Origin of the sequence: Vibrio aerogenes (assembly GCF_024346755.1) — a bacterium.
Lineage (GTDB): Bacteria > Pseudomonadota > Gammaproteobacteria > Enterobacterales > Vibrionaceae > Vibrio > Vibrio aerogenes.
Genome location: NZ_AP024861.1, coordinates 238,284 through 257,298, shown reverse-complemented (window position 1 = coordinate 257,298; position 19,015 = coordinate 238,284). Strand labels below are relative to the sequence as shown.

Annotated in this window: 15 protein-coding genes and 2 pseudogenes; 11 read left to right on the top strand and 6 right to left on the bottom strand. The window is 46.2% G+C overall.

The genetic code is table 11. From position 1 onward, the window contains the following. Window positions 1-136 precede the first annotated feature (136 nt). A complete protein-coding gene (gene glpX / locus OCV29_RS01155) occupies window positions 137-1,144 on the top strand; it encodes a class II fructose-bisphosphatase (RefSeq protein WP_073601878.1) in 1,008 nt (335 codons plus the stop codon). An 84-nt stretch (window positions 1,145-1,228) separates the two neighbouring features. On the opposite strand, the gene pfkA is transcribed toward glpX, so the two are convergent. The 4 genes from pfkA to OCV29_RS01135 all read right to left on the bottom strand — a co-directional run bounded on the left by pfkA (window position 1,229) and on the right by OCV29_RS01135 (window position 5,751). After that, complete coding sequence (pfkA, locus tag OCV29_RS01150; protein WP_073601879.1) at window positions 1,229-2,191, bottom strand: 6-phosphofructokinase; 963 nt, start codon at window positions 2,189-2,191, stop codon at window positions 1,229-1,231. Between the two features lie 428 nt (window positions 2,192-2,619). Next, window positions 2,620-3,528 (bottom strand): CDF family cation-efflux transporter FieF, encoded by a 909-nt coding sequence (gene fieF / locus OCV29_RS01145; protein WP_073601880.1) that lies wholly within the window; start codon window positions 3,526-3,528, stop codon window positions 2,620-2,622. A gap of 178 nt (window positions 3,529-3,706) precedes the next feature. Beyond that, window positions 3,707-5,032: an IS4 family transposase gene (locus OCV29_RS01140; protein ID WP_261887323.1), complete on the bottom strand. Its 1,326-nt coding sequence runs from the start codon at window positions 5,030-5,032 to the stop codon at window positions 3,707-3,709. A 137-nt stretch (window positions 5,033-5,169) separates the two neighbouring features. Next, window positions 5,170-5,751: a Spy/CpxP family protein refolding chaperone gene (locus tag OCV29_RS01135; RefSeq protein ID WP_073603736.1), complete on the bottom strand. Its 582-nt coding sequence runs from the start codon at window positions 5,749-5,751 to the stop codon at window positions 5,170-5,172. Window positions 5,752-5,984: 233 nt separating this feature from the next. Between OCV29_RS01135 and OCV29_RS01130 the strand changes: the two genes are divergently transcribed. From OCV29_RS01130 to OCV29_RS01120, 3 genes are all read left to right on the top strand, one after another. Continuing rightward, on the top strand, window positions 5,985-6,677 hold the full coding sequence (locus OCV29_RS01130) for a response regulator (RefSeq protein ID WP_073603735.1): 693 nt from the start codon (window positions 5,985-5,987) through the stop codon (window positions 6,675-6,677). Then, the gene (gene cpxA / locus OCV29_RS01125) at window positions 6,677-8,164 is read left to right on the top strand and encodes an envelope stress sensor histidine kinase CpxA (RefSeq protein WP_073603734.1); all 1,488 of its coding nucleotides are present in this window, start codon (window positions 6,677-6,679) and stop codon (window positions 8,162-8,164) included. Before OCV29_RS01130 ends, cpxA begins: the two co-directional genes overlap by 1 nt. 168 nt (window positions 8,165-8,332) lie before the next feature. After that, a complete protein-coding gene (locus tag OCV29_RS01120) occupies window positions 8,333-8,809 on the top strand; it encodes a tRNA (cytidine(34)-2'-O)-methyltransferase (protein ID WP_073603733.1) in 477 nt (158 codons plus the stop codon). An 8-nt stretch (window positions 8,810-8,817) separates the two neighbouring features. On the opposite strand, the gene OCV29_RS01115 is transcribed toward OCV29_RS01120, so the two are convergent. Next, window positions 8,818-9,297, bottom strand: a complete 480-nt coding sequence (locus OCV29_RS01115; protein WP_073603732.1) for an FxsA family protein — start codon at window positions 9,295-9,297, stop codon at window positions 8,818-8,820. Between the two features lie 207 nt (window positions 9,298-9,504). Here OCV29_RS01115 and OCV29_RS01110 point away from each other — a divergent pair, with 207 nt between their 5' ends. The 7 genes and pseudogenes from OCV29_RS01110 to OCV29_RS01080 all read left to right on the top strand — a co-directional run bounded on the left by OCV29_RS01110 (window position 9,505) and on the right by OCV29_RS01080 (window position 18,151). Further along, window positions 9,505-11,391 (top strand): sensor domain-containing diguanylate cyclase, encoded by a 1,887-nt coding sequence (locus tag OCV29_RS01110; RefSeq protein ID WP_073603731.1) that lies wholly within the window; start codon window positions 9,505-9,507, stop codon window positions 11,389-11,391. Between the two features lie 211 nt (window positions 11,392-11,602). Further along, window positions 11,603-13,366 (top strand): protein-disulfide reductase DsbD, encoded by a 1,764-nt coding sequence (locus OCV29_RS01105; protein ID WP_139281577.1) that lies wholly within the window; start codon window positions 11,603-11,605, stop codon window positions 13,364-13,366. A gap of 150 nt (window positions 13,367-13,516) precedes the next feature. Further along, window positions 13,517-13,738: pseudogene (locus tag OCV29_RS01100) on the top strand (response regulator); the annotation flags it as partial. 53 nt (window positions 13,739-13,791) lie between these two features. Next, window positions 13,792-15,347, top strand: a protein-coding gene (locus OCV29_RS01095; RefSeq protein WP_370737238.1) for an IS3 family transposase whose coding sequence is annotated in 2 segments (ribosomal slippage) — window positions 13,792-14,245 and window positions 14,245-15,347 — 1,557 coding nt in all. Because the reading frame shifts where the segments join, the coding sequence is not laid out codon by codon here. 39 nt (window positions 15,348-15,386) lie between these two features. Continuing rightward, window positions 15,387-15,812, top strand: a pseudogene (locus OCV29_RS01090) (response regulator transcription factor); the annotation flags it as partial. Window positions 15,813-16,169: 357 nt separating this feature from the next. Continuing rightward, the gene (locus OCV29_RS01085) at window positions 16,170-16,436 is read left to right on the top strand and encodes a DUF4212 domain-containing protein (protein WP_073603728.1); all 267 of its coding nucleotides are present in this window, start codon (window positions 16,170-16,172) and stop codon (window positions 16,434-16,436) included. Between the two features lie 11 nt (window positions 16,437-16,447). Continuing rightward, window positions 16,448-18,151, top strand: a complete 1,704-nt coding sequence (locus tag OCV29_RS01080; RefSeq protein WP_073603727.1) for a sodium:solute symporter family protein — start codon at window positions 16,448-16,450, stop codon at window positions 18,149-18,151. Window positions 18,152-18,202: 51 nt separating this feature from the next. On the opposite strand, the gene OCV29_RS01075 is transcribed toward OCV29_RS01080, so the two are convergent. Next, the gene (locus tag OCV29_RS01075) at window positions 18,203-18,874 is read right to left on the bottom strand and encodes a 7-cyano-7-deazaguanine/7-aminomethyl-7-deazaguanine transporter (protein WP_073603726.1); all 672 of its coding nucleotides are present in this window, start codon (window positions 18,872-18,874) and stop codon (window positions 18,203-18,205) included. Between the last annotated feature and the right edge of the window lie 141 nt (window positions 18,875-19,015).

Sequence of the window (19,015 nt, the reverse complement as noted above, 5' to 3'; positions counted from 1 at the left end):
GTCTGTCAGCGTTTTATCCCACATCTGACGGCGGTTTGCGCTGAAGAAACTGCCGTGATTTTTTACCGGATGTGATAGAATCCGCATCATATTTGGAGTCTGTAGACCCTTGGTGTACGTAACTTATGGAGTTCTCATGAAACGCGATTTAGCAATGGCATTTTCCCGGGTCACGGAAGGTGCGGCGCTGGCCGGTTATAAATGGCTCGGGCGCGGTGATAAAAATGCAGCGGACGGTGCAGCAGTTGAAGTCATGCGCAGCCTTTTGAACAAAACTGAAATTACCGGTGAAATCGTTATCGGTGAAGGTGAAATCGATGAGGCTCCGATGCTGTTCATCGGGGAAAAAGTCGGCGCTGGTGGCGATGAAGTCGATATTGCAGTCGATCCGATTGAAGGGACCCGGATGACGGCGATGGGCCAGTCCAATGCATTATCTGTTTTGGCCGCAGCTGAAAAAGGCAGCTTTCTGAAAGCACCGGACATGTACATGGAAAAGCTGGTGGTCGGCCCTGGCGCAAAAGGCTGCATTGATCTGCATCTGCCTCTGGAAGAGAATCTGAAAAATGTGGCAAAAGCATTGGGGAAATCTTTGGAAGAGCTGGTGGTTATCACGCTGGCGAAACCCCGCCATGATGCGGTGATCAAAACTATGCAGGAAATGGGAGTCCGGGTGTATGCAGTGCCGGATGGTGATGTTGCAGCTTCAATCCTGACCTGTATGCCGGACAGCGAAGTCGATGTCATGTACTGTATTGGCGGTGCACCGGAAGGCATTGTTTCCGCGGCGGTCATCCGTGCGCTCGATGGAGATATGCATGGTCGTCTTCTGGTGCGTCATGATGTAAAAGGTGAGTCAGACGAAAACCGGATCATTGGCGGGCAGGAGCTGAACCGTTGCAAAGAAATGGGTGTAACACCAAATGTTGTGCTGAAAATGGAAGACATGGTCAAAAGTGATAATGTGATCTTCTCAGCAACCGGTATCACTAAAGGTGATTTGCTGGATGGTGTGACCCGTCAGGGCAATATCGCAACAACCGAAACCCTGCTGATTCGCGGGCGCTGCCGGACGATTCGCCGAATCAAGTCAATCCATTACCTTGACCGGAAAGATCCGGAAGAAAGAAGCGTGATTATCTGATTATTCAGACCTCATAAAAAAGACCGCGATGGCGGTCTTTTTTCGTTTCATATCATGCTCAGGACAAGACAGAAAAAAGTACGATCAGAACAATTCCTGAGCGACTTTATACAGATCATGACGAACCGGGCGTTTCATATTTTCAATCGCGTCGATGATATCATGGTGGATCAGTTCTTCTTTCTGAATACCCACACAGCGGCCGCCATGCCCTTCAAGCAATAACTGAACTGCATAGTTCCCCATCCGGGAAGCGAGCACACGATCAAATGCAGTCGGGCGTCCGCCACGCTGGATGTGGCCCAGTACCGTCGCTCTGGTTTCCCGTCCGGTCGCCGATTCAATTTTGTTCGCCAGTTCATTGGCATCCATCATGAGCTCCGTCAGGGCAATAATCGCATGCTTTTTACCTTTCGAGATACCATCCTGAAGATTCGTAATCAGCTCATCCATATTCAGGCCGGTTTCTGGTGTAATGATATACTCGCAGCCACCTGCAATTGCAGACATCAATGTTAAATCACCACAATGGCGACCCATGATTTCAACAATAGAAATACGCTGGTGAGAAGAAGAAGTATCACGCAGGCGATCAATCGCATCGATGACAGTGTTCAGAGCAGTCAGATACCCGATGGTATAATCCGTTCCGGCAATATCATTATCAATGGTGCCCGGCAGACCGATACAGGGGTAGCCCATCTCAGTCAGTTTTTTCGCGCCCATGTAAGAGCCGTCACCACCAATCACAACCAAAGCTTCGATACCATGCTTTTTCAGGTTTTCAATCGCTTTTTCGCGGACTTCAACTTCTTTAAACTCAGGAAAACGTGCTGAACCAAGGAATGTTCCCCCACGGTTAATCACATCAGAAACACTGGAACGCTCCAGTTTGACGATACGGTCTTCATAGAGCCCCAGATAACCGTCATAAATACCATAAACTTCCAGATCAGCCCCTAAAGCTGTACGAACAACACCCCGGATTGCTGCATTCATTCCCGGTGCATCACCACCGCTGGTCAGTATCCCGATTTTCTTAATCATGTTTACCCTCTGAATCTTAAATTATTGCTATAAATTATGTCTCTGCCTGCGTGGTTTCCCCGGCAGACAGGAAGTATCTTCAGATTTATATGACTCACTTTCAGCTTAGTCTATACCCGGCACTAAAACTGCACCTTAAGGTGTACCGGGTCTGCTATTCTACTCTTTTTTTGCATCGAAGATTAAGTCTTAATTGTGCGAAGTATTGCAACTTTACAAAAGCACTTTGTTGATTCATATCAGGATAAACGGAAATTATTTCAGGCTTCTGACAGGGATGTGAAGGTATAAAAGCGGGGAAAAGCCGGAGAATACATGAATTCTCCGGCTTTCAGCGTCAACGGCGTACAACATATTTAGCGATTATAAAAAACTGTTTTTCGATGCGAATTAACCTGAAGTTCCGACACACCAGTAAGAGCAATGACCTACCAATCGTTCAGTTTCTGTTCTTCCTCAGCACCGAGGACAACCGAGTATGGATCGTGATGGACAAGCACGTCAGCTCCCGGAAAATGTTTCACCAGCAGCGCTTCCACTTCATCAGAAATGCCATGGGCATCAATCAAAGGTATATGATCATCCAGTTCCAGATGAAGCTGGATAAACCGGACCGGACCAGACATCCGGGTTCTGACACCATGCAGCCCTAACACCCCTTCAACAGACAGACTTATTTGCCTGATCTGAGCAATTTCTTCATCGGGTAATTTTCGGTCCAGCAATGTTTGTATCGCGCCATACACAATTTTAAATGCACTAAACAGGATGAAGACCCCGATACCTATCGCGAAAATGGCATCTGCCTGACCAAATCCCAGCCAGCTCAGTCCTAACGCCAGAATGATCACCGCATTCATCCATAAGTCCGACTGGTAATGAAGTGAGTCTGCAGCAATCGCCTGACTGCCGGTTTTACGCACTACGTATTTTTGAAATACAACCAGCGCGAATGTAATCACCATTGCAATCACACTCACGTAAATACCAAATTCAGGCGACTGGAGTTCATGCGGCCTGAAAAAGCGATCAACGCCATTCAGGATAAGAAAACAGGCAGAACCTGAGACAAACATCGCCTGAGCGAGCGCAGCCAGTGATTCAGCTTTTCCATGACCGAAAGTATGCTCGCGGTCAGCGGGCTGCAACGCATAGCGAACAACGATCAGGTTCACGACAGAAGCCGCTATATCAAGCAAAGAATCAATTAATGAAGCCAGTAAACTGACGGACCCTGTCAGCCACCAGGCAACGACTTTCATCACAAGTAAGACAACAGCAACACAGGTTGCAGCCCAGGCAGCCAAACTCACCAGACGTACATATTCTTTATTCATAATTTTTAATCAGTGACACAAAATACTGATAAATACTATATACCCAATTGGCCTCAAAATGCAGCGCCCGGCAACATATGCCATCGTTCCAATACACTCAATGATCTACATTGAGGAACGGATACCTCACTTTTACAAATTCAAAATAAAAAAAGGCAGCATGATATGCTAATGCCGTTCACTTAACGTGAGCGGCCCTGCTTTTTCTGGGATATTTACATGGCTTGGGCTTAACAACTCTGGGGAAGGATCTCTGTCTTCGGGGCTCCAGGATTAAGCTTTCACATATTGAGTAGAAGTTTTTCAACTGCCCCGGGATAGCGCCTGGAGATGAATAAGGGAGCCCAACTAATAAGCGCATTATATGGGCTAAAGCGCCGTTGAAGCTCAACTGATAAGGTAAGTAGTCTCCTTTCAGATTCATGCACATTTGCACCATTTGGTATCTCACGAGATTGTAAGTCAGCAGAATACCCCATAGCTCTTGCCTAACGAGTTCGGGCAACCGACTGCGAAGCGTGAGTCTGTTACCCAGCATATATTGCTTTTGCTCCCGGTAGCCAAGCTCTATTTCCCATCGGTATTCATACAGACCAACAATATCTGATTTTGGGTATAACATTGGATCCGTCATGGAGGTTAAGACATCATATTGCTTACCGTCTTTTACTCTCGTGATTAAACGGACGGTGACCTCATGTGCAAGCTCAGGCCAGAGCTTACGGGATTTTGGGTTACTTTTCAGTTTAACCAGTTTATCGTGTCGGCCTAAAGACTGAGCAACTTGATACTTAAGCCCTTTTTTTAAAGGGATAAGCCAGTGCCTGTTTGTTCCTGTGGCATTCCATTGATGTAACAGACCAAGAGAGTGAAAGCCTTTATCGAAGAGCGTTAAGCTGTTGTCCGGTGTGCTTTCGATTAACTGCTCAGCCAGCTTCATTTCATTGACAGCATAAGAGTCGAAGGCACTCCCTGTAATCAGATGACTGCTGAGCTCCATCTGACAGACCATGCGAACCTGAGGATATTGCATTTCCTGTCCATCCCGGTAAGTCGGCTTGGCAAAAGCCTGAGCGTTTTCTTCAGAATCCTCCGTTCGCCATATTACACCGTCCACCCCTAAAAGGGTCAGACCATTCCAGTCAGGAAAGTTAGCGCAGTCAGTCCAGTGTTTTTGAGTACATTCAAACAGAGCTTTGGCGGCAGATTCTCCAAGATCTTTTCTTCTCCTCGTTAATGCACTGGGGGCAACAAAGGGTTTACCGGTTCGATCAACAATGTCGAGCATATTGACGATGTCAGCCATCGACTTATCATTATATATTGCCATCCCAACGAGCAGCCATGCCATTGACTCCAGAGTGAGTTTTCGTTTTCTGAGGGTAACTGTATCGGTGAGTTGGTAAGCCTCTTCAATGAGTTCTGTTGGCAGTAAGTCAGCCAGAGTTTCTACTTGGTTGGGTTTCCAGTGATTGATGATGTCGAGCGCTTGAGAAACGTGCATAAAAGAATCCGGTAAACAGTGTCTACCGGATTTTTACATACTGTCAGGATCATTCAACTGATCGACGATTAAAGTCTAAAGTGATCGGCATTAGCATGATATGCCGCCTGAAAACATCAAATGAGAAAAATTATGGGTTACCAGCGGGGACCACGTCCCTCATTACCGTCTTCATTGTTAAAACGGCCATGACCAAACCCTTTTCCGCCCGGACGGGAAGGTTTACATTGATCGAAAGGCTGGAGCTCAATCATGACTTCCCATTTTTTCTGCTGTGCCGGAGTCAGTACACGCATGATGTCATGATGAATCCGCATCTGTTTGATTTGTCTGTCTATCCGGCCCTGAAGACGTCTTTCCGCTTGCGCATCTGTCATGTCTTTAGCCAGTTTTCTGGCTGCTTTTTCATCAAAGTTTTTCGCCAGTTCAATTTTACGCATTTCATCACGGAACTGACGCATCTTATCCCGCTGAGATGCCCGCTCTTGACGCATTTGCTGGCGTTCTTTTTTGCGAATCGCCTGGATTTTATCAACCTGTTCTGATGTCAGATCCAGCACACGCATCATTGCCCGTGGATTGCCGGCACCGCATAATTCAGGACCGTCCATACGCATTGCGTCATTTTTACCCTGACCACCCGCAGCAAGGGCACTGACACTTCCCAAAGTTAACGGTACCAGAATTGCTGCTAAAATCACTTTTTTCATGCCTTTCATATACTGCTCCTCCCCGGTAATTTGAAGCTTTTTCACAGGACATGGGGTAAGCTTAACGACTGCCAGGTCAAGTGACGTATAGAGTCAGTAAAAGATTGTAAAGAGCGCACTGAAACATCAATCTCATGATCATTTAAGGGTAAAATAGACGCAGCTTACCTCAAGGTTCAGATTTGAGTGCCGATGGCTAAGATCTATACCTCAGGTTGAATAAATCAAAGCGGAGAAACGCGATGTCCCACATTCTGATAATTGATGACGATACCGAACTCACTTCATTGTTGAGAGAAGTGCTCAGTTATGAAGGTTTTACCGTTTCAGAAGCCAATGATGGTGAAGCCGGGCTTCAGGCACTTGATAACCTGGATAAGGTCGATTTAGTGTTGCTGGATGTCATGATGCCTAAGATGAATGGTACGGAAACACTGAAAAAGATGCGGGAAACCCGCCAGACTCCTGTTTTGATGCTGACCGCAAAAGGGGAAGAGATCGATCGGGTCATTGGCCTTGAACTGGGTGCCGATGATTACTTACCCAAGCCATTCAGCGATCGGGAATTACTGGCCAGAATCCGTGCAATACTTCGGCGCACACAACACACCACTTCCCAGAAACCCAGCGATAGCGTTGAGTATCAGGATTTACGTTTGTATCCGGGTAAACAGGAAGCCTACTGCAAAAGTGAGTTACTCGATCTGACAACAACTGAGTTTGCTTTACTCAGCCATTTTGTACAGCATCCGGGCGAAACACTGACCAAGGAAACGCTGAGTATGGACGTCCTTGGAAAGCGTTTGGCAGCATTTGATCGCGCGATTGATATGCATGTTTCTAATCTCAGAAAGAAACTCCCTGAGCGGCCCGATGGAAAACCAAGAATCAAAACGCTGCGGGGACGCGGATATTTAATGATTGCGGAGGATTAATGCGGTTTCCTGAGTTAAACAGTCTTTACGGACGCATTTTTACCATCTTCTGGTTAAGTATTTTTCTGGTGTTACTGGTTGTGCTGTCACTGCCAACACTGGATCCGAGAAAAACAAAAGATTTATCAAAAGGTGAATACCGTCACCTGATGGACATCAAAGACTCTATCGAACTTGAGTATGCCGGAGAGACAAACCTGTCACGGATTCTCAAACGATTATCCAGACCGGTTGAAGATCCGGGGGGTCATGTCCGTATGCGATTTTTTCTGACCGATTCAGACGGCAACCTGTTGTCATATGTCAAAAGAACACCAGAAAACAGACCACCGGCGGTCAGACCCCGCCCGGTTCAGGCCGGTTCTCAACAGCAAGCACCACCACCACCGCCGCCTCCTTTTCCGGGATTTCGGGTGAAGGCGCTGAAAAACTTTATTACCAGTATAGATTCAAACGATAAGCCCAAGCAGCGTATGTATGGCCGTTATGTGATTACCGGCCCTTTACCGATAGAACTGGCACAGAGAAAACTATTCCTTTATGTCGGTCTGGCAGGTGACCATTCTCCACCGCTCATCTTCCGCTTGCTGGACAGCCCGCTTTCTTTTTTGCTGATGGTCATGTTAATCAGTACCCCATTATTATTATGGCTTTCCTGGGCGCTCAGTCAGCCTGCTCAACGTTTGGCTCAGGCCGCACAACGGGTTGCCCGTGGAGAGTTCCGCAGCGATCCATCGCTTGAACAAGGCACATCAGAATTTCAGCAGGCCGGTCAAAGCTTTAACCGGATGGTGGAAGCCGTCAACGGGATGATTTCCGGCCAGCAGCGTCTGCTATCAGATATCTCTCATGAACTGCGTTCACCATTAACCCGGTTACGCATGGCAAATGGACTGGCAATCAGAAAGCAGGGTGTCAGCACCGAACTCGAGAGGATTGATACAGAAGCGCAGCGACTGGAGCAGATGATCGCGGAACTGCTCGAGTTATCCCGCATGCAGGTGAACAGTCATATGGAGCGGGAAGTTCAGCCCTTGTCCAGTTTGTGGGAAACGTTACTGGATGACGCTATTTTTGAAGCCGAACAACTCTCAAAAACACTGACCTACACCCCAATTCCCCAGCGGGTTATTTCAGGTAATCCGAAATTACTGATGAGTGCACTGGAAAACATCACCCGTAATGCAATTTGTTACGGAAAGGATCAAATTCGGGTGACATTTACCGAATCTGCCAATCAGTTAACCATCGTCGTCGAAGATAATGGAGATGGTGTCCCGGAAAAAGAATTAAATGATATTTTCCGTCCTTTCTACCGGGTATCTGAAGCCCGCGATCGTCACAGCGGCGGTGCCGGGCTGGGACTTGCTATCACTGAAAATGCTATCCGTCAGCATAGCGGATCTATCCGCGCGAGCCGGAGCAATATGGGCGGTTTAATGGTCACCATTGAACTGCCACTGTCTGCGCCAAATCAGACAACATAACCGGCATCAGACTGAGTATGCCAGCCTGATAAAATAAGGCTGGCAGCCGGTTCAAAAACCGCATAACCACATTTTCATGATTCATCGTGTCATCGGTCTCTTCAGGTTGCCCGGGGATAGGTATATACTGCCCTTCCCTGATACCAATACGCTGATGAAGTTCCTTCCATGTTTGAAATTGCTTTATACGAACCTGAAATCGCCCCGAATACCGGAAATATTATTCGTTTATGTGCCAATTGTGGTGCCACCCTTCACTTAATTGAACCATTGGGATTTGATCTGGAAGAGAAGAAAGTTCGTCGGGCCGGGCTGGACTACCATGATTTGGCAAATGTGATTCGTCATGCCAATTACGACGCATTTATCGGTTATCTGAAAAAAGAAAGAGCCCATTACCGGTTGTTTGCATGTACAACGAAAACAACCGGACATCATGTTGATGCGAGTTATCAGGCCGGTGATGTGTTACTGTTTGGCCCGGAAACCCGTGGATTACCGGCTGACATTATCGCCAGCCTGCCGGATTCTCAACGCATTCGTATTCCGATGATGCCAGATTCAAGAAGTCTGAATCTATCGAATGCTGTCGCGATTATTGCCTTTGAAACATGGCGGCAACTCGGCTTCAAAGGCGCGATTTAAACGGGCTTTTATTTCAGACGGTCATGATCATCTTTGTGTTCATATTCACCTTCGTAGGTCTGACCTTCTGATGAATCACCTGGGTGATCATGATGATAGGTATTCTGACCGAATCCGGCATTAAACTGCCCCTGAACCACAACCTTTCCCATTAAATAGCGGGCCAGGCGGGCTCTTGGCCCCGGTAACAAGACCGTCATCCCCATCATATCGGTCATAAACCCCGGGGTCAGTAACAGTACACCGGCAACAGCAAGCAACACACCTTCAAGGATCTGTTGAGCCGGTAACTCCCCTGCCTGAATTCGCTGCTGAACTGTCATTAATGTCTGTATTCCCTGACTACGAACCAGCGATGCGCCAACAAACGCAGTAATCAGAACCAAACCAATCGTCGGCCATAACCCGATAAAGCCACCCACCTGAATGAACAGACCAATTTCAATCACCGGCACCGCAATAAATAAACCTAAGATAATCGGAAACACAAGACCTCCTGCTGTTAATTCTCTCATTTTAGCGTAATTCACACATAAAACCGATGCTTTCTATACATTAAGACAAATGTCTGCCTGAATTTATCTGCCGCTTTACAGCCCCTGAGATCCCCGATAATAAATAGCTTTATAATATGTTGGCGGAAATCTGACCGTTGAGCTAAGTTTTAAATGTTTAGCTAATCATTTGGTCGCATAATGAAACGGATAATAAGAACAATTCAAAAAATGATCATGCTCTGGCTGGGTCTTTCAATTATATCTCTGGGTTATTATTTTCACTTTACTCATGAATCGCAACGTTTTCTGCTGACACAGCTAAAAGAGCAAAATCATCAGTTCCTGAATTATATTGAATCTGGCACTTTGAGTTTACATCAAAATTTGCAGCAGATTTTTTATCAACTCAGCCACTCCCCTCTGCTGGGAGACTTTGCCGTATCTGAACAACCCAAGCTCAAGAAATATATCCAGAATGAGTGGTTAGTGACATTAATTAATAATAAGTTCATTTACCAGCTGCGATATATTGATACTCAGGGGCAAGAAATTATCCGGGTTGATAGTCCACCAAATTATTCACAACCACATATCGTGCCGGATGAACGACTCAGAAATCAGTCAGACAAAAACTATTTTCGCTATGCCCGCCAGCTGAGTGAGGGAGAGCAAGGCTATTTTGGTATAAAAACCGAACCAGAAACGAATCAGCCGGTCATCCGGATGATTTTTCCGGTGGAGGGACAAGCACAACGCCATGGTTATTTTATTGCCTGCCTGAATCTACTCGATATTATTGAGGAAATCACGGCCAATGAACAGGGTTACAATGTGAGTCTGATCAATACCAACGGGGACTATATTATCAATAGCCATCCCGGAAATTCATTTCCCGGTAAAGCAGCACACAGGCCTTCTAGTCTGGCCATTGATGCACCGGAGCTGTGGAAAGCGGTTCATCAGCTCACCTCAAAGGATGGAGACTATCATTCATCAGAGGGACTTTATTCTTTCCGGAACTTTCAGTCCGGAATTCTGAACTCCTCTTCCAGCCTGATATTGATGGTGATGATGTCGCATCAGCAGATTCAGCAAATGCTCTCGCAGAGAGGAAAAGAGGTTCAGTCAAACACCATCACACTTGAGCTGATTCTGGGGTTAATTGCCGCCATCCTGTCTTTGTTCTGGGAAACTTACTCACAGAAGCGGCTCGAACATACGTTCAATCAGATTGTTATCGATAACAGTGCAGCCGTCGCTCTGACAGATGATCGTCATCAGATCATTCATGCAAACGTGCGTTTTTGTGAGCTGGCTGATAAAGAAATTTCAGAAATTAAGGGAAAGCCTATCCTATCGCTGCATCCATCCGGGATCCAGTACAGAGACGCTTTAAAGCAACTTCATGAATCCGGTGAGTGGCACGGAGAGCTTCAGTTAGGCCGCAGGGAAAAGCCGAGAACCTGCAAAGTTGAGGTGCGTGCTATGAAAAAAAATCAATATTTTGTTTATTCCCTGAGTGATATTTCCGAACAGTATGAAACGATCCGTCAATTAAGAGAAAAAAATGAAAGAGATCCAGCCACAATGTTATGGAATAAGGCGAAATTTCATAAAACACTCTTGCATTATTCCCGGTTGAAAAAGCAGTATGAAGCACAATACCCCTGTTGTCTGGCGATCATCGATATTGATGATTTCAAAAATATCAATGACACTTATGGACATGCAACCGGTGATCAAATTATCCACTGGCTGGCCAATCAACTGAAAGAGAAGCTCAGAGAGACTGATTTTATCGCCCGGATTGGCGGTGATGAATTTGCGGTGATTGTTCAAAACGCGAGACCAGAAGGAACCCGCCAACTGATGCAAAGGCTGTGTGAAGCGATCGAACATTATCGCGCTCATCCTCATCAGCTCACTGTCAGTATCGGCGTTGCTGAAATAACAGACGATCCTCAGGCATGTTTCAGCCATGCTGATCAGGCACTTTATCTGTCTAAACGTAAAGGTAAAAACTGCATTTCAATTCATGGGATACAGCCACTTTCGGTTGTTCCCCCCATTCAGTCGGTGACATGATACAGAAAAAAACGCGTTGATGCGCTCGCGAAGTGCGAGCGATAAGCATGAATCCTGAGAGCAATTGGGTATATAATGTACACAGAAAGTGATTCTTGTGCTGTGCCTCACTATTTTGCTGATATATGCCATAACAACATGATTTTGAGTGAATTATTTAGCATGATTTTTGTCTTATGAGACCTAATCCATAACAATGTCAGTCAGATATATGCGTTTAATCGTTTTTTTGTTTATCTCTCTGCTTGCAACAGTATCTCAGGCACAACTGTTTGAAAATAACAGCTCACCGATACTGACACCGGAAGCAACCCGGTTTGTGACTGCAGATGAAGCATTTCCTTTTCACGCTTATCAGGAAGGTAATCAGCTACTGATAGACTGGCAGGTTCAGCCAGGCTACTACCTGTATCAGAGCCGGATGTCGTTCACAGCGGATCATATAAAAATTAAATCCCGGGATATTCCGGAAGGCATCCCTCACAAAGACGAATTTTTTGGTCAGGTTCAGGTTTATACCGAACCTGTCTTTGTTACACTGACCCTCACTGATGCAACGAAAAATGCCCAAATTACAGTCGGGTATCAGGGATGTGCGAAAAAAGGGTTCTGCTATCCACCGGAAACACGGGTTGTGACCATCGATCCGACCCTGATTCCTGTCTCAAACCAACAAACACCGCCATCATCACAACCGATTCAAAACCCGAAATCGGAACAGGGCCGTCTGGCAGATAAGCTGAGTGATAATCTCTGGAGTATTCCTTTGTTCTTACTGCTGGGTGTTGGTCTGGCGTTCACACCTTGTGTTTTCCCGATGTACCCGATTATTACCAGCATTGTTCTGGGCCGTAAGGACGTCACCCGCAATCAGGCTTTTAAACTGGGATTGATTTATGTTCAGGGAATGGCTCTCACTTATACAGCGCTTGGTCTGGTTGTTGCGTCCGCTGGCCTCAAATTTCAGGCATTATTGCAAAGTCCGGTAGTTTTAATCGGATTCAGCATTCTGTTTGTTGTACTTTCATTATCAATGTTCGGCGTCTATACCCTGCAAATGCCAGGCAGGTTGCAAACTTATCTGAACCAGCTGAGTGATAAACAGACGCAGGGTCAGATGTTTGGTGTCTTCCTGATGGGAGCGATATCAGGCCTTGTCTGCTCTCCCTGTACAACCGCACCGCTTTCAGGCGCCTTATTGTATGTTGCCCAGACAGGGGATTTATTCATCGGCGGTATCGCCCTATATGCTTTAGGTCTGGGAATGGGGATTCCGTTAATTCTGATCGCTGTATTTGGTCATCAGTTCTTACCCAGATCCGGACCATGGATGGAAAAAGTCAAAACCTTATTTGGTTTTATCCTGCTTGCGGCTCCTATTTTCCTTTTGGAAAGAATTTTGCCAGAAGCCTGGTCTGCCGGTTTATGGACCACGCTGGGGATTTGCTTCTCAATCTGGCTGTTCCTGACCGGCAGGATGTTATCATCAACCCCATTGCGTAAGGGGATGATCACCCTGTTTTCCATTGTGGGTCTCTGCCTGTCAGCACTACCGGTGAGCTCTTACCTGCTCGACCATCAAACACAGCAACAGGCACATGAACTCCGGTTTGTCCGGGTCAGTAGTCTGGAGGCACTGAAGCAGCAATTAGCGCAGGCTAAATCAGCAGGGCAACCCGTGATGTTTGACCTGTATGCAGACTGGTGTGTCGCCTGTAAAGAGTTCGAGAAATATACATTCAGTGATGCTTCTGTCAGGCAACAACTCGCTCACTTCAAACTGGTTCAGGCAGACGTGACCAATAACAGCAAAGCCGACCAGGAAATACTGCGCTCATTTCATATCCTTGGCTTACCCACTATCCTGTTTTGGGATGCAGAGGGTAAAGAAGTTTCTGCCGCTAAAATCTCCGGATTTCTGTCCGCTGAAGATTTTCAGAAAAATATCAGACAGAATAATCTTGCCATCAATTAATGAGAATCAACGGGCAGGATTGTCATTCTGCCCGACTGACCAACCTCACATATTTAACACTGAGTCTGTAAATTTAATCCTGTTATATTGTTCCAAAAAACTATTAGAACAATAATTTAATCAGGCTCAATATAAAAAGTATAAATACCAATGGACTCTACCTACACTATTATCATCGCTGATGATCATCCACTTTTCAGAAACGCGCTTTTTCAGGCTGTTCATCTTGCCGTCAGTGGTGCCAACCTGCTGGAGGCGGATTCTTTAGATACATTGTTTTCCATTCTTTCACGGGAGGAAGACACCGATCTGGTGCTGCTGGACCTGAAAATGCCTGGTGCAAACGGGATGTCAGGTTCCCCCTCTGTCAGAATAGTTGCCACTGTTAAAAATTAACCAGTCATAGGGGAGGTTAAAGAGGAATGATGACCCGCTATTCACCAGAAAGAAAAGAAGCGATCCTGAAAAAAATGTTACCCCCACATTCACTTTCTGTCGCTCAACTGGCAAAAGAAGAAGGGATTTGTGAAGCAACCCTGTACAATTGGCGAAAAGCATTCAGAGAATCAGGAGTCGTTTTGCCAGACAGTCATACTTCATCTTCACAATGGTCCGCACAAACCAAACTGGCCGTTGTTGCCGACACCCTTTCTATGACTGAAGCAGAGCTCAGTCAGTACTGCCGTGAAAAAGGCCTGTACCCTGAGCAGGTTCATCAGTGGCGCAGTGAATGTATGCAGGGCTTTATGTCGGCTAAAGAAAGGGAAGCGGAAGCGAAAAAACAGGCAAAGGCCGATAAACAGGAAATCAAAGCCCTGAAAAAAGAGCTGCGACATAAAGAAAAAGCACTCGCTGAAACTGCAGCTTTACTGGTGCTGAGAAAAAAGCTCAGAGCCTTTTACGGGGAAGATCCCGGGGACGACTGACCTCAACCGAAGACAGGAAAAGTCTCATAGCACTGATCCATGAAGCCTGCCAGAGTGGTTGCCGGTTAATCAGAGCCTGTGATGAAGCGCAGATTGATTTACGGACTTACCGCCGCTGGTATCAGGGTGGAAAGGTTCAGGCCGATCAAAGACCACAGGCATTGAGACCGGCGCCGGTCAACAAGCTTTCAGAGCAGGAACGAAGGGCGATTATCGACATCTGTAATACTGCAGAATATGCCAGTCTGCCGCCCGCGCAGATTGTTCCGGCCTTGTTGGATAAAGGAGAATATATTGCCAGTGAATCGAGTTTTTACCGGGTCTTAAAAGCAGCAGGACAGCTGACCGGGAGAGGTCGCCAGAAGAGCCGACAAAAAGTTGTAAAACCAACGAGTTATACTGCGACACAGCCAAATCAGGTCCACACCTGGGATATCACCTATCTGCCTTCAACGGTACGTGGTCAGTTTTACTACCTGTATCTGATTGAAGATATTTACAGCCGGAAAATCGTGGGTTATGAGGTGCATGAAACCGAATGTGGTGAGTTGGCGTCAGAATTATTGCAACGGACAGTGTTCCGGGAAAAATGTTTTCAACAGGCGTTGGTCCTGCACTCAGATAACGGCAGCCCGATGAAGTCCCTGACACTGAAAGCAAAAATGGAAGAGCTTGGCGTGCTCTCTTCTTACAGCCGTCCGCGGGTGAGTAATGATAACCCTTATGTGGAATCGCTGTTCCGGACGTTGAAATATATCCCGCAATGGCCATCAAATGGATTTAGAAGTCTGAACGATGCCAGAGAATGGGTAGAGCGATTCGTTCAGTGGTATAACACGGAGCACAAACACAGTGCGCTCAATTACGTGACGCCAGATGAGCGTCATCATGGAAAAGACAAACAGATTTTAGAAAACCGCAAACAGGTCTTGATGTTACACCGAGAGGCGAATCCAGCGCGCTGGTCAGGAAATATCAGGAACTGTGAGCCAGTTGGTAAGGTTGAATTAAACCCGGACAAAACACCAGAAATTGACGAAGAAAAAGCAGCTTAAATATTAAGCAGATGATGACAACTATCTTGAAAAACACCGGGTTTGATCCAGCTCAAGTCAAACTATCCGGATCTGCCTGTTGTTGTGATCTCTGCCAGTGAGGAAGCCTCCGTGGTCTCACAGGTAAAAAAACATGGCGGATTTGGCTTTATACCGAAATCAAGCGATATGCGGGAGCTGGTTGCAGCACTTCATCAGGTACTCAGAGGTGAACCTTATTTCCCCGAAAATATTAAACTGAATACAGCACAAGCAGATAGCCTGGCCGAAAAAGTAGCGACACTCACACCACAGCAATATAAGGTCTTATCCATGCTGTCTGACGGTTTGCTGAATAAACAAATTGCTTATGAACTTAATGTGTCCGAAGCGACGATTAAAGCACATATGACCGCCATTTTCCGCAAACTGGAGGTCAAAAACCGGACTCAGGCCGTAATTCTTCTGAGTGAATTAAACGAGTAATCCCCCCATCCTGTCAGCGTATGAGCCAGTCCATATGCTGGCATTTGCGCTTTTCTTCCCATCTGATAAAACCTTCGCTCCAATTCATAAAACCTCTCTCCAATTTATATAAATAGTTTTAGATTGAACAAAATTCGTACTCAAAAGATCAACAGACCCATAGACAGAACGTATCAGACTTTTGGCTAACACCGCCTAGAGTTAACAAATATTTTACATAACAACCAAGATCACAAAAAGACACAATCTATATAAAAAACAACAAAATAACCACAATACCAAAGTTGAACAGATTTGTTCCTTTCTCCCTGCTAGATTAAAAATGAAACATTATTTTAACAACAAGAGGAGAGTGTCATGTCATTTGAATCATCCGAACATGCGCAGGCTTACTGGAAAGAGAACCTGTTCTTAATGGGAGTACTGCTCTCTGTCTGGTTTTTAGTGTCCTATGGTGCCGGCGTTTTATTTGTTGAACCTCTGAATGCAATCCGGATAGGGGGATTCAAGCTTGGGTTCTGGTTTTCTCAACAGGGATCCATCTACACATTCGTTGCTCTGATTTTTATTTATGTGTGGCGAATGAATGCTCTGGATAAAAAATATAACGTTCAAGAAGAGTAAGGAGTGACAATATGGATATTCAAACCTGGACATTTATTCTTGTCGGACTGACATTCTCTTTGTATATCGCGATTGCAGTCTGGGCCCGGGCAGCATCGACCAGTGAGTTTTATGTCGCCGGCGGTGGCGTACATCCGGTAGCAAACGGGATGGCAACCGCTGCTGACTGGATGTCGGCAGCATCATTTATTTCCATGGCAGGCATTATTTCTTTTATCGGTTATGACGGTGGTGTTTATCTGATGGGATGGACGGGCGGATACGTCTTGCTCGCACTTTGTCTGGCCCCTTATCTGCGTAAATTCGGTAAATTTACCGTGCCTGATTTTATCGGGGATCGTTATTATTCAAAAACCGCCAGAATGGTTGCCGTGTTCTGTGCAATTTTTGTCTCATTTACTTATGTGGCCGGGCAGATGCGCGGAGTCGGTGTGGTCTTTGCCCGTTTCCTTGAAGTCGATATTAATCTGGGCATCATCATTGGCATGGCGATTGTGTTCTTCTATGCCGTGATGGGCGGAATGAAAGGTATAACGTATACTCAGGTCGCACAATATTGTGTGCTGATTTTCGCGTTTATGGTCCCCGCAATTTTCACATCACTCATGATGACCGGCTCAGTCTTTCCTCAGATAGGCTTTGGCTCCACCATGTCAGGCTCAGAGACTTACTTACTTGACCGGCTGGACGGTTTAACTCAGGAGCTGGGATTTACCGCATACACAGACGGCTCAAAAAGTATGGTCGATGTCTTTTTCATTTGTGCGGCATTGATGGTCGGAACAGCAGGTTTACCCCACGTTATTATTCGCTTTTTCACTGTTCCTAAAGTCTCTGATGCACGCATATCCGCTGGCTGGGCACTGGTCTTTATCGCACTGCTCTATACGACGGCACCTGCGGTCGCAGCCTTTGCCAGAGTCAATATGATTGAAACCATTAACGGACCAGACATGCAGGGCGTACAGGCTGAAGAAGCCCCTGGCTGGTATAAAAACTGGGAAAGTACCGGGCTGGTGGCCTGGGACGACAAAAATGGTGACGGTAAAATGTTTTACGCCGGTGATGAGCGGAATGAAATGAAAATTAACCGCGATATCATCGTACTTGCTTCGCCAGAGCTGGCTCAATTACCAAACTGGGTGGTTGCGCTTCTGGCGGCGGGTGGTCTGGCTGCTGCACTTTCAACGGCTGCCGGATTACTGCTGGTGATATCAACCTCAATTTCCCATGATCTGCTCAAAAAAGGCTTTAAACCCGATATGACAGATAAACAAGAGCTGCTCGCCGCCCGGGTCGGCGCGGCACTGGCCGTCATCGGTGCCGGTTACTTAGGAATTAACCCACCCGGCTTTGTTGCTCAGGTCGTCGCGTTCGCTTTCGGACTGGCTGCATCTTCTTTCTTTCCTGCTATCATTATGGGAATTTTTTATAAGAAGATGAACAAAGAAGGCGCTATTGCCGGCATGATGGCGGGGATTCTGTTTACCGCTGCTTATATTATTTATTTTAAATTTATTAATCCGGGTGCCAATAGTGCTGAAAACTGGTGGTTTGGTATCAGTCCTGAAGGCATTGGTACACTGGGAATGTGCCTGAACTTTGTTGTCGCAATTGTCGTCAACAAATTTACGGCTGAAGTACCGGATGATGTCCAGGAAATGGTGGAGTCGATTCGTTATCCCAAAGGAGCCGGAGCTGCCCACGAACACTAACAACAATCAAAGGCCCGGCAGAAATAACCGGGCCTTCTTGTTTTCAGATCATCAGGATGTCACCCCGGTGACACGAAAATCCGGATTAACCTGAGTCATTTTTCTTACCAGCCAGTTCAGTAACACGCCATACATCGGCACAAACAAGCCAAGACTGATGAACAGCTTCACACCATAATCAACCAATGCAATTTCCTGCCAGTGCTGTGCCATAAACGGATCAGGGCTGCGCCAGAATGCAATACCGAAGAACGCTATCGTGTCCAGGGCATTACCAAACAATGTTGAACATGTGGGCGCAATCCACCACTGCTTCATCTGCCGCAAGCGATTAAAGACATGCACATCCATAATCTGTCCGAACAAATAAGCCATGAAGCTGGCAATGGCAATCCGGGCAACAAACCAGTTCATATTTTGTAGTGCTGACGCCCCCTGAAAATTGCCTTCAAAGAACATAACAGACAATAAATACGACAGGGCTAAAGCCGGGATCATCACCAGAAAGATAATTTTTCTGGCCATCGGCGCACCAAAAATTCTGACCGTTAGATCGGTTGCCAGAAAGATAAACGGAAACGTAAAGGCCCCCCAGGTTGTATGAAGTCCCAGAAAGGTAAATGGCAACTGAACCAGATAATTACTTGAAGCAATGACAAGTAAGTGAAACAAAACAAGATAAACCAGCGCCTTGCGCTGTTGTACAGGGGTAAAACAACTCATTAACACACCTTTTTCGTTTGTTTTGGGGTGAGGGAACCCAAATCAATGAAGCATCATGCTTCACCATTCACGCATTTTGAATACCCGGAACGACAGGCTCCGGATTCGGGAGGCGCATTGTACATTAAAGCATCAGGAGTG

Coding starts and splice junctions, on each gene's coding strand:
- glpX (WP_073601878.1), top strand. CDS start 137: ATGAAACGCGATTTAGCAATGGCATTTTCCCGGGTCACGGAAGGTGCG.
- pfkA (WP_073601879.1), bottom strand. CDS start 2,191: ATGATTAAGAAAATCGGGATACTGACCAGCGGTGGTGATGCACCGGGA.
- fieF (WP_073601880.1), bottom strand. CDS start 3,528: ATGAATAAAGAATATGTACGTCTGGTGAGTTTGGCTGCCTGGGCTGCA.
- OCV29_RS01140 (WP_261887323.1), bottom strand. CDS start 5,032: ATGCACGTTTCTCAAGCGCTCGACATCATCAATCACTGGAAACCCAAC.
- OCV29_RS01135 (WP_073603736.1), bottom strand. CDS start 5,751: ATGAAAGGCATGAAAAAAGTGATTTTAGCAGCAATTCTGGTACCGTTA.
- OCV29_RS01130 (WP_073603735.1), top strand. CDS start 5,985: ATGTCCCACATTCTGATAATTGATGACGATACCGAACTCACTTCATTG.
- cpxA (WP_073603734.1), top strand. CDS start 6,677: ATGCGGTTTCCTGAGTTAAACAGTCTTTACGGACGCATTTTTACCATC.
- OCV29_RS01120 (WP_073603733.1), top strand. CDS start 8,333: ATGTTTGAAATTGCTTTATACGAACCTGAAATCGCCCCGAATACCGGA.
- OCV29_RS01110 (WP_073603731.1), top strand. CDS start 9,505: ATGAAACGGATAATAAGAACAATTCAAAAAATGATCATGCTCTGGCTG.
- OCV29_RS01105 (WP_139281577.1), top strand. CDS start 11,603: ATGCGTTTAATCGTTTTTTTGTTTATCTCTCTGCTTGCAACAGTATCT.
- OCV29_RS01085 (WP_073603728.1), top strand. CDS start 16,170: ATGTCATTTGAATCATCCGAACATGCGCAGGCTTACTGGAAAGAGAAC.
- OCV29_RS01080 (WP_073603727.1), top strand. CDS start 16,448: ATGGATATTCAAACCTGGACATTTATTCTTGTCGGACTGACATTCTCT.
- OCV29_RS01075 (WP_073603726.1), bottom strand. CDS start 18,874: ATGAGTTGTTTTACCCCTGTACAACAGCGCAAGGCGCTGGTTTATCTT.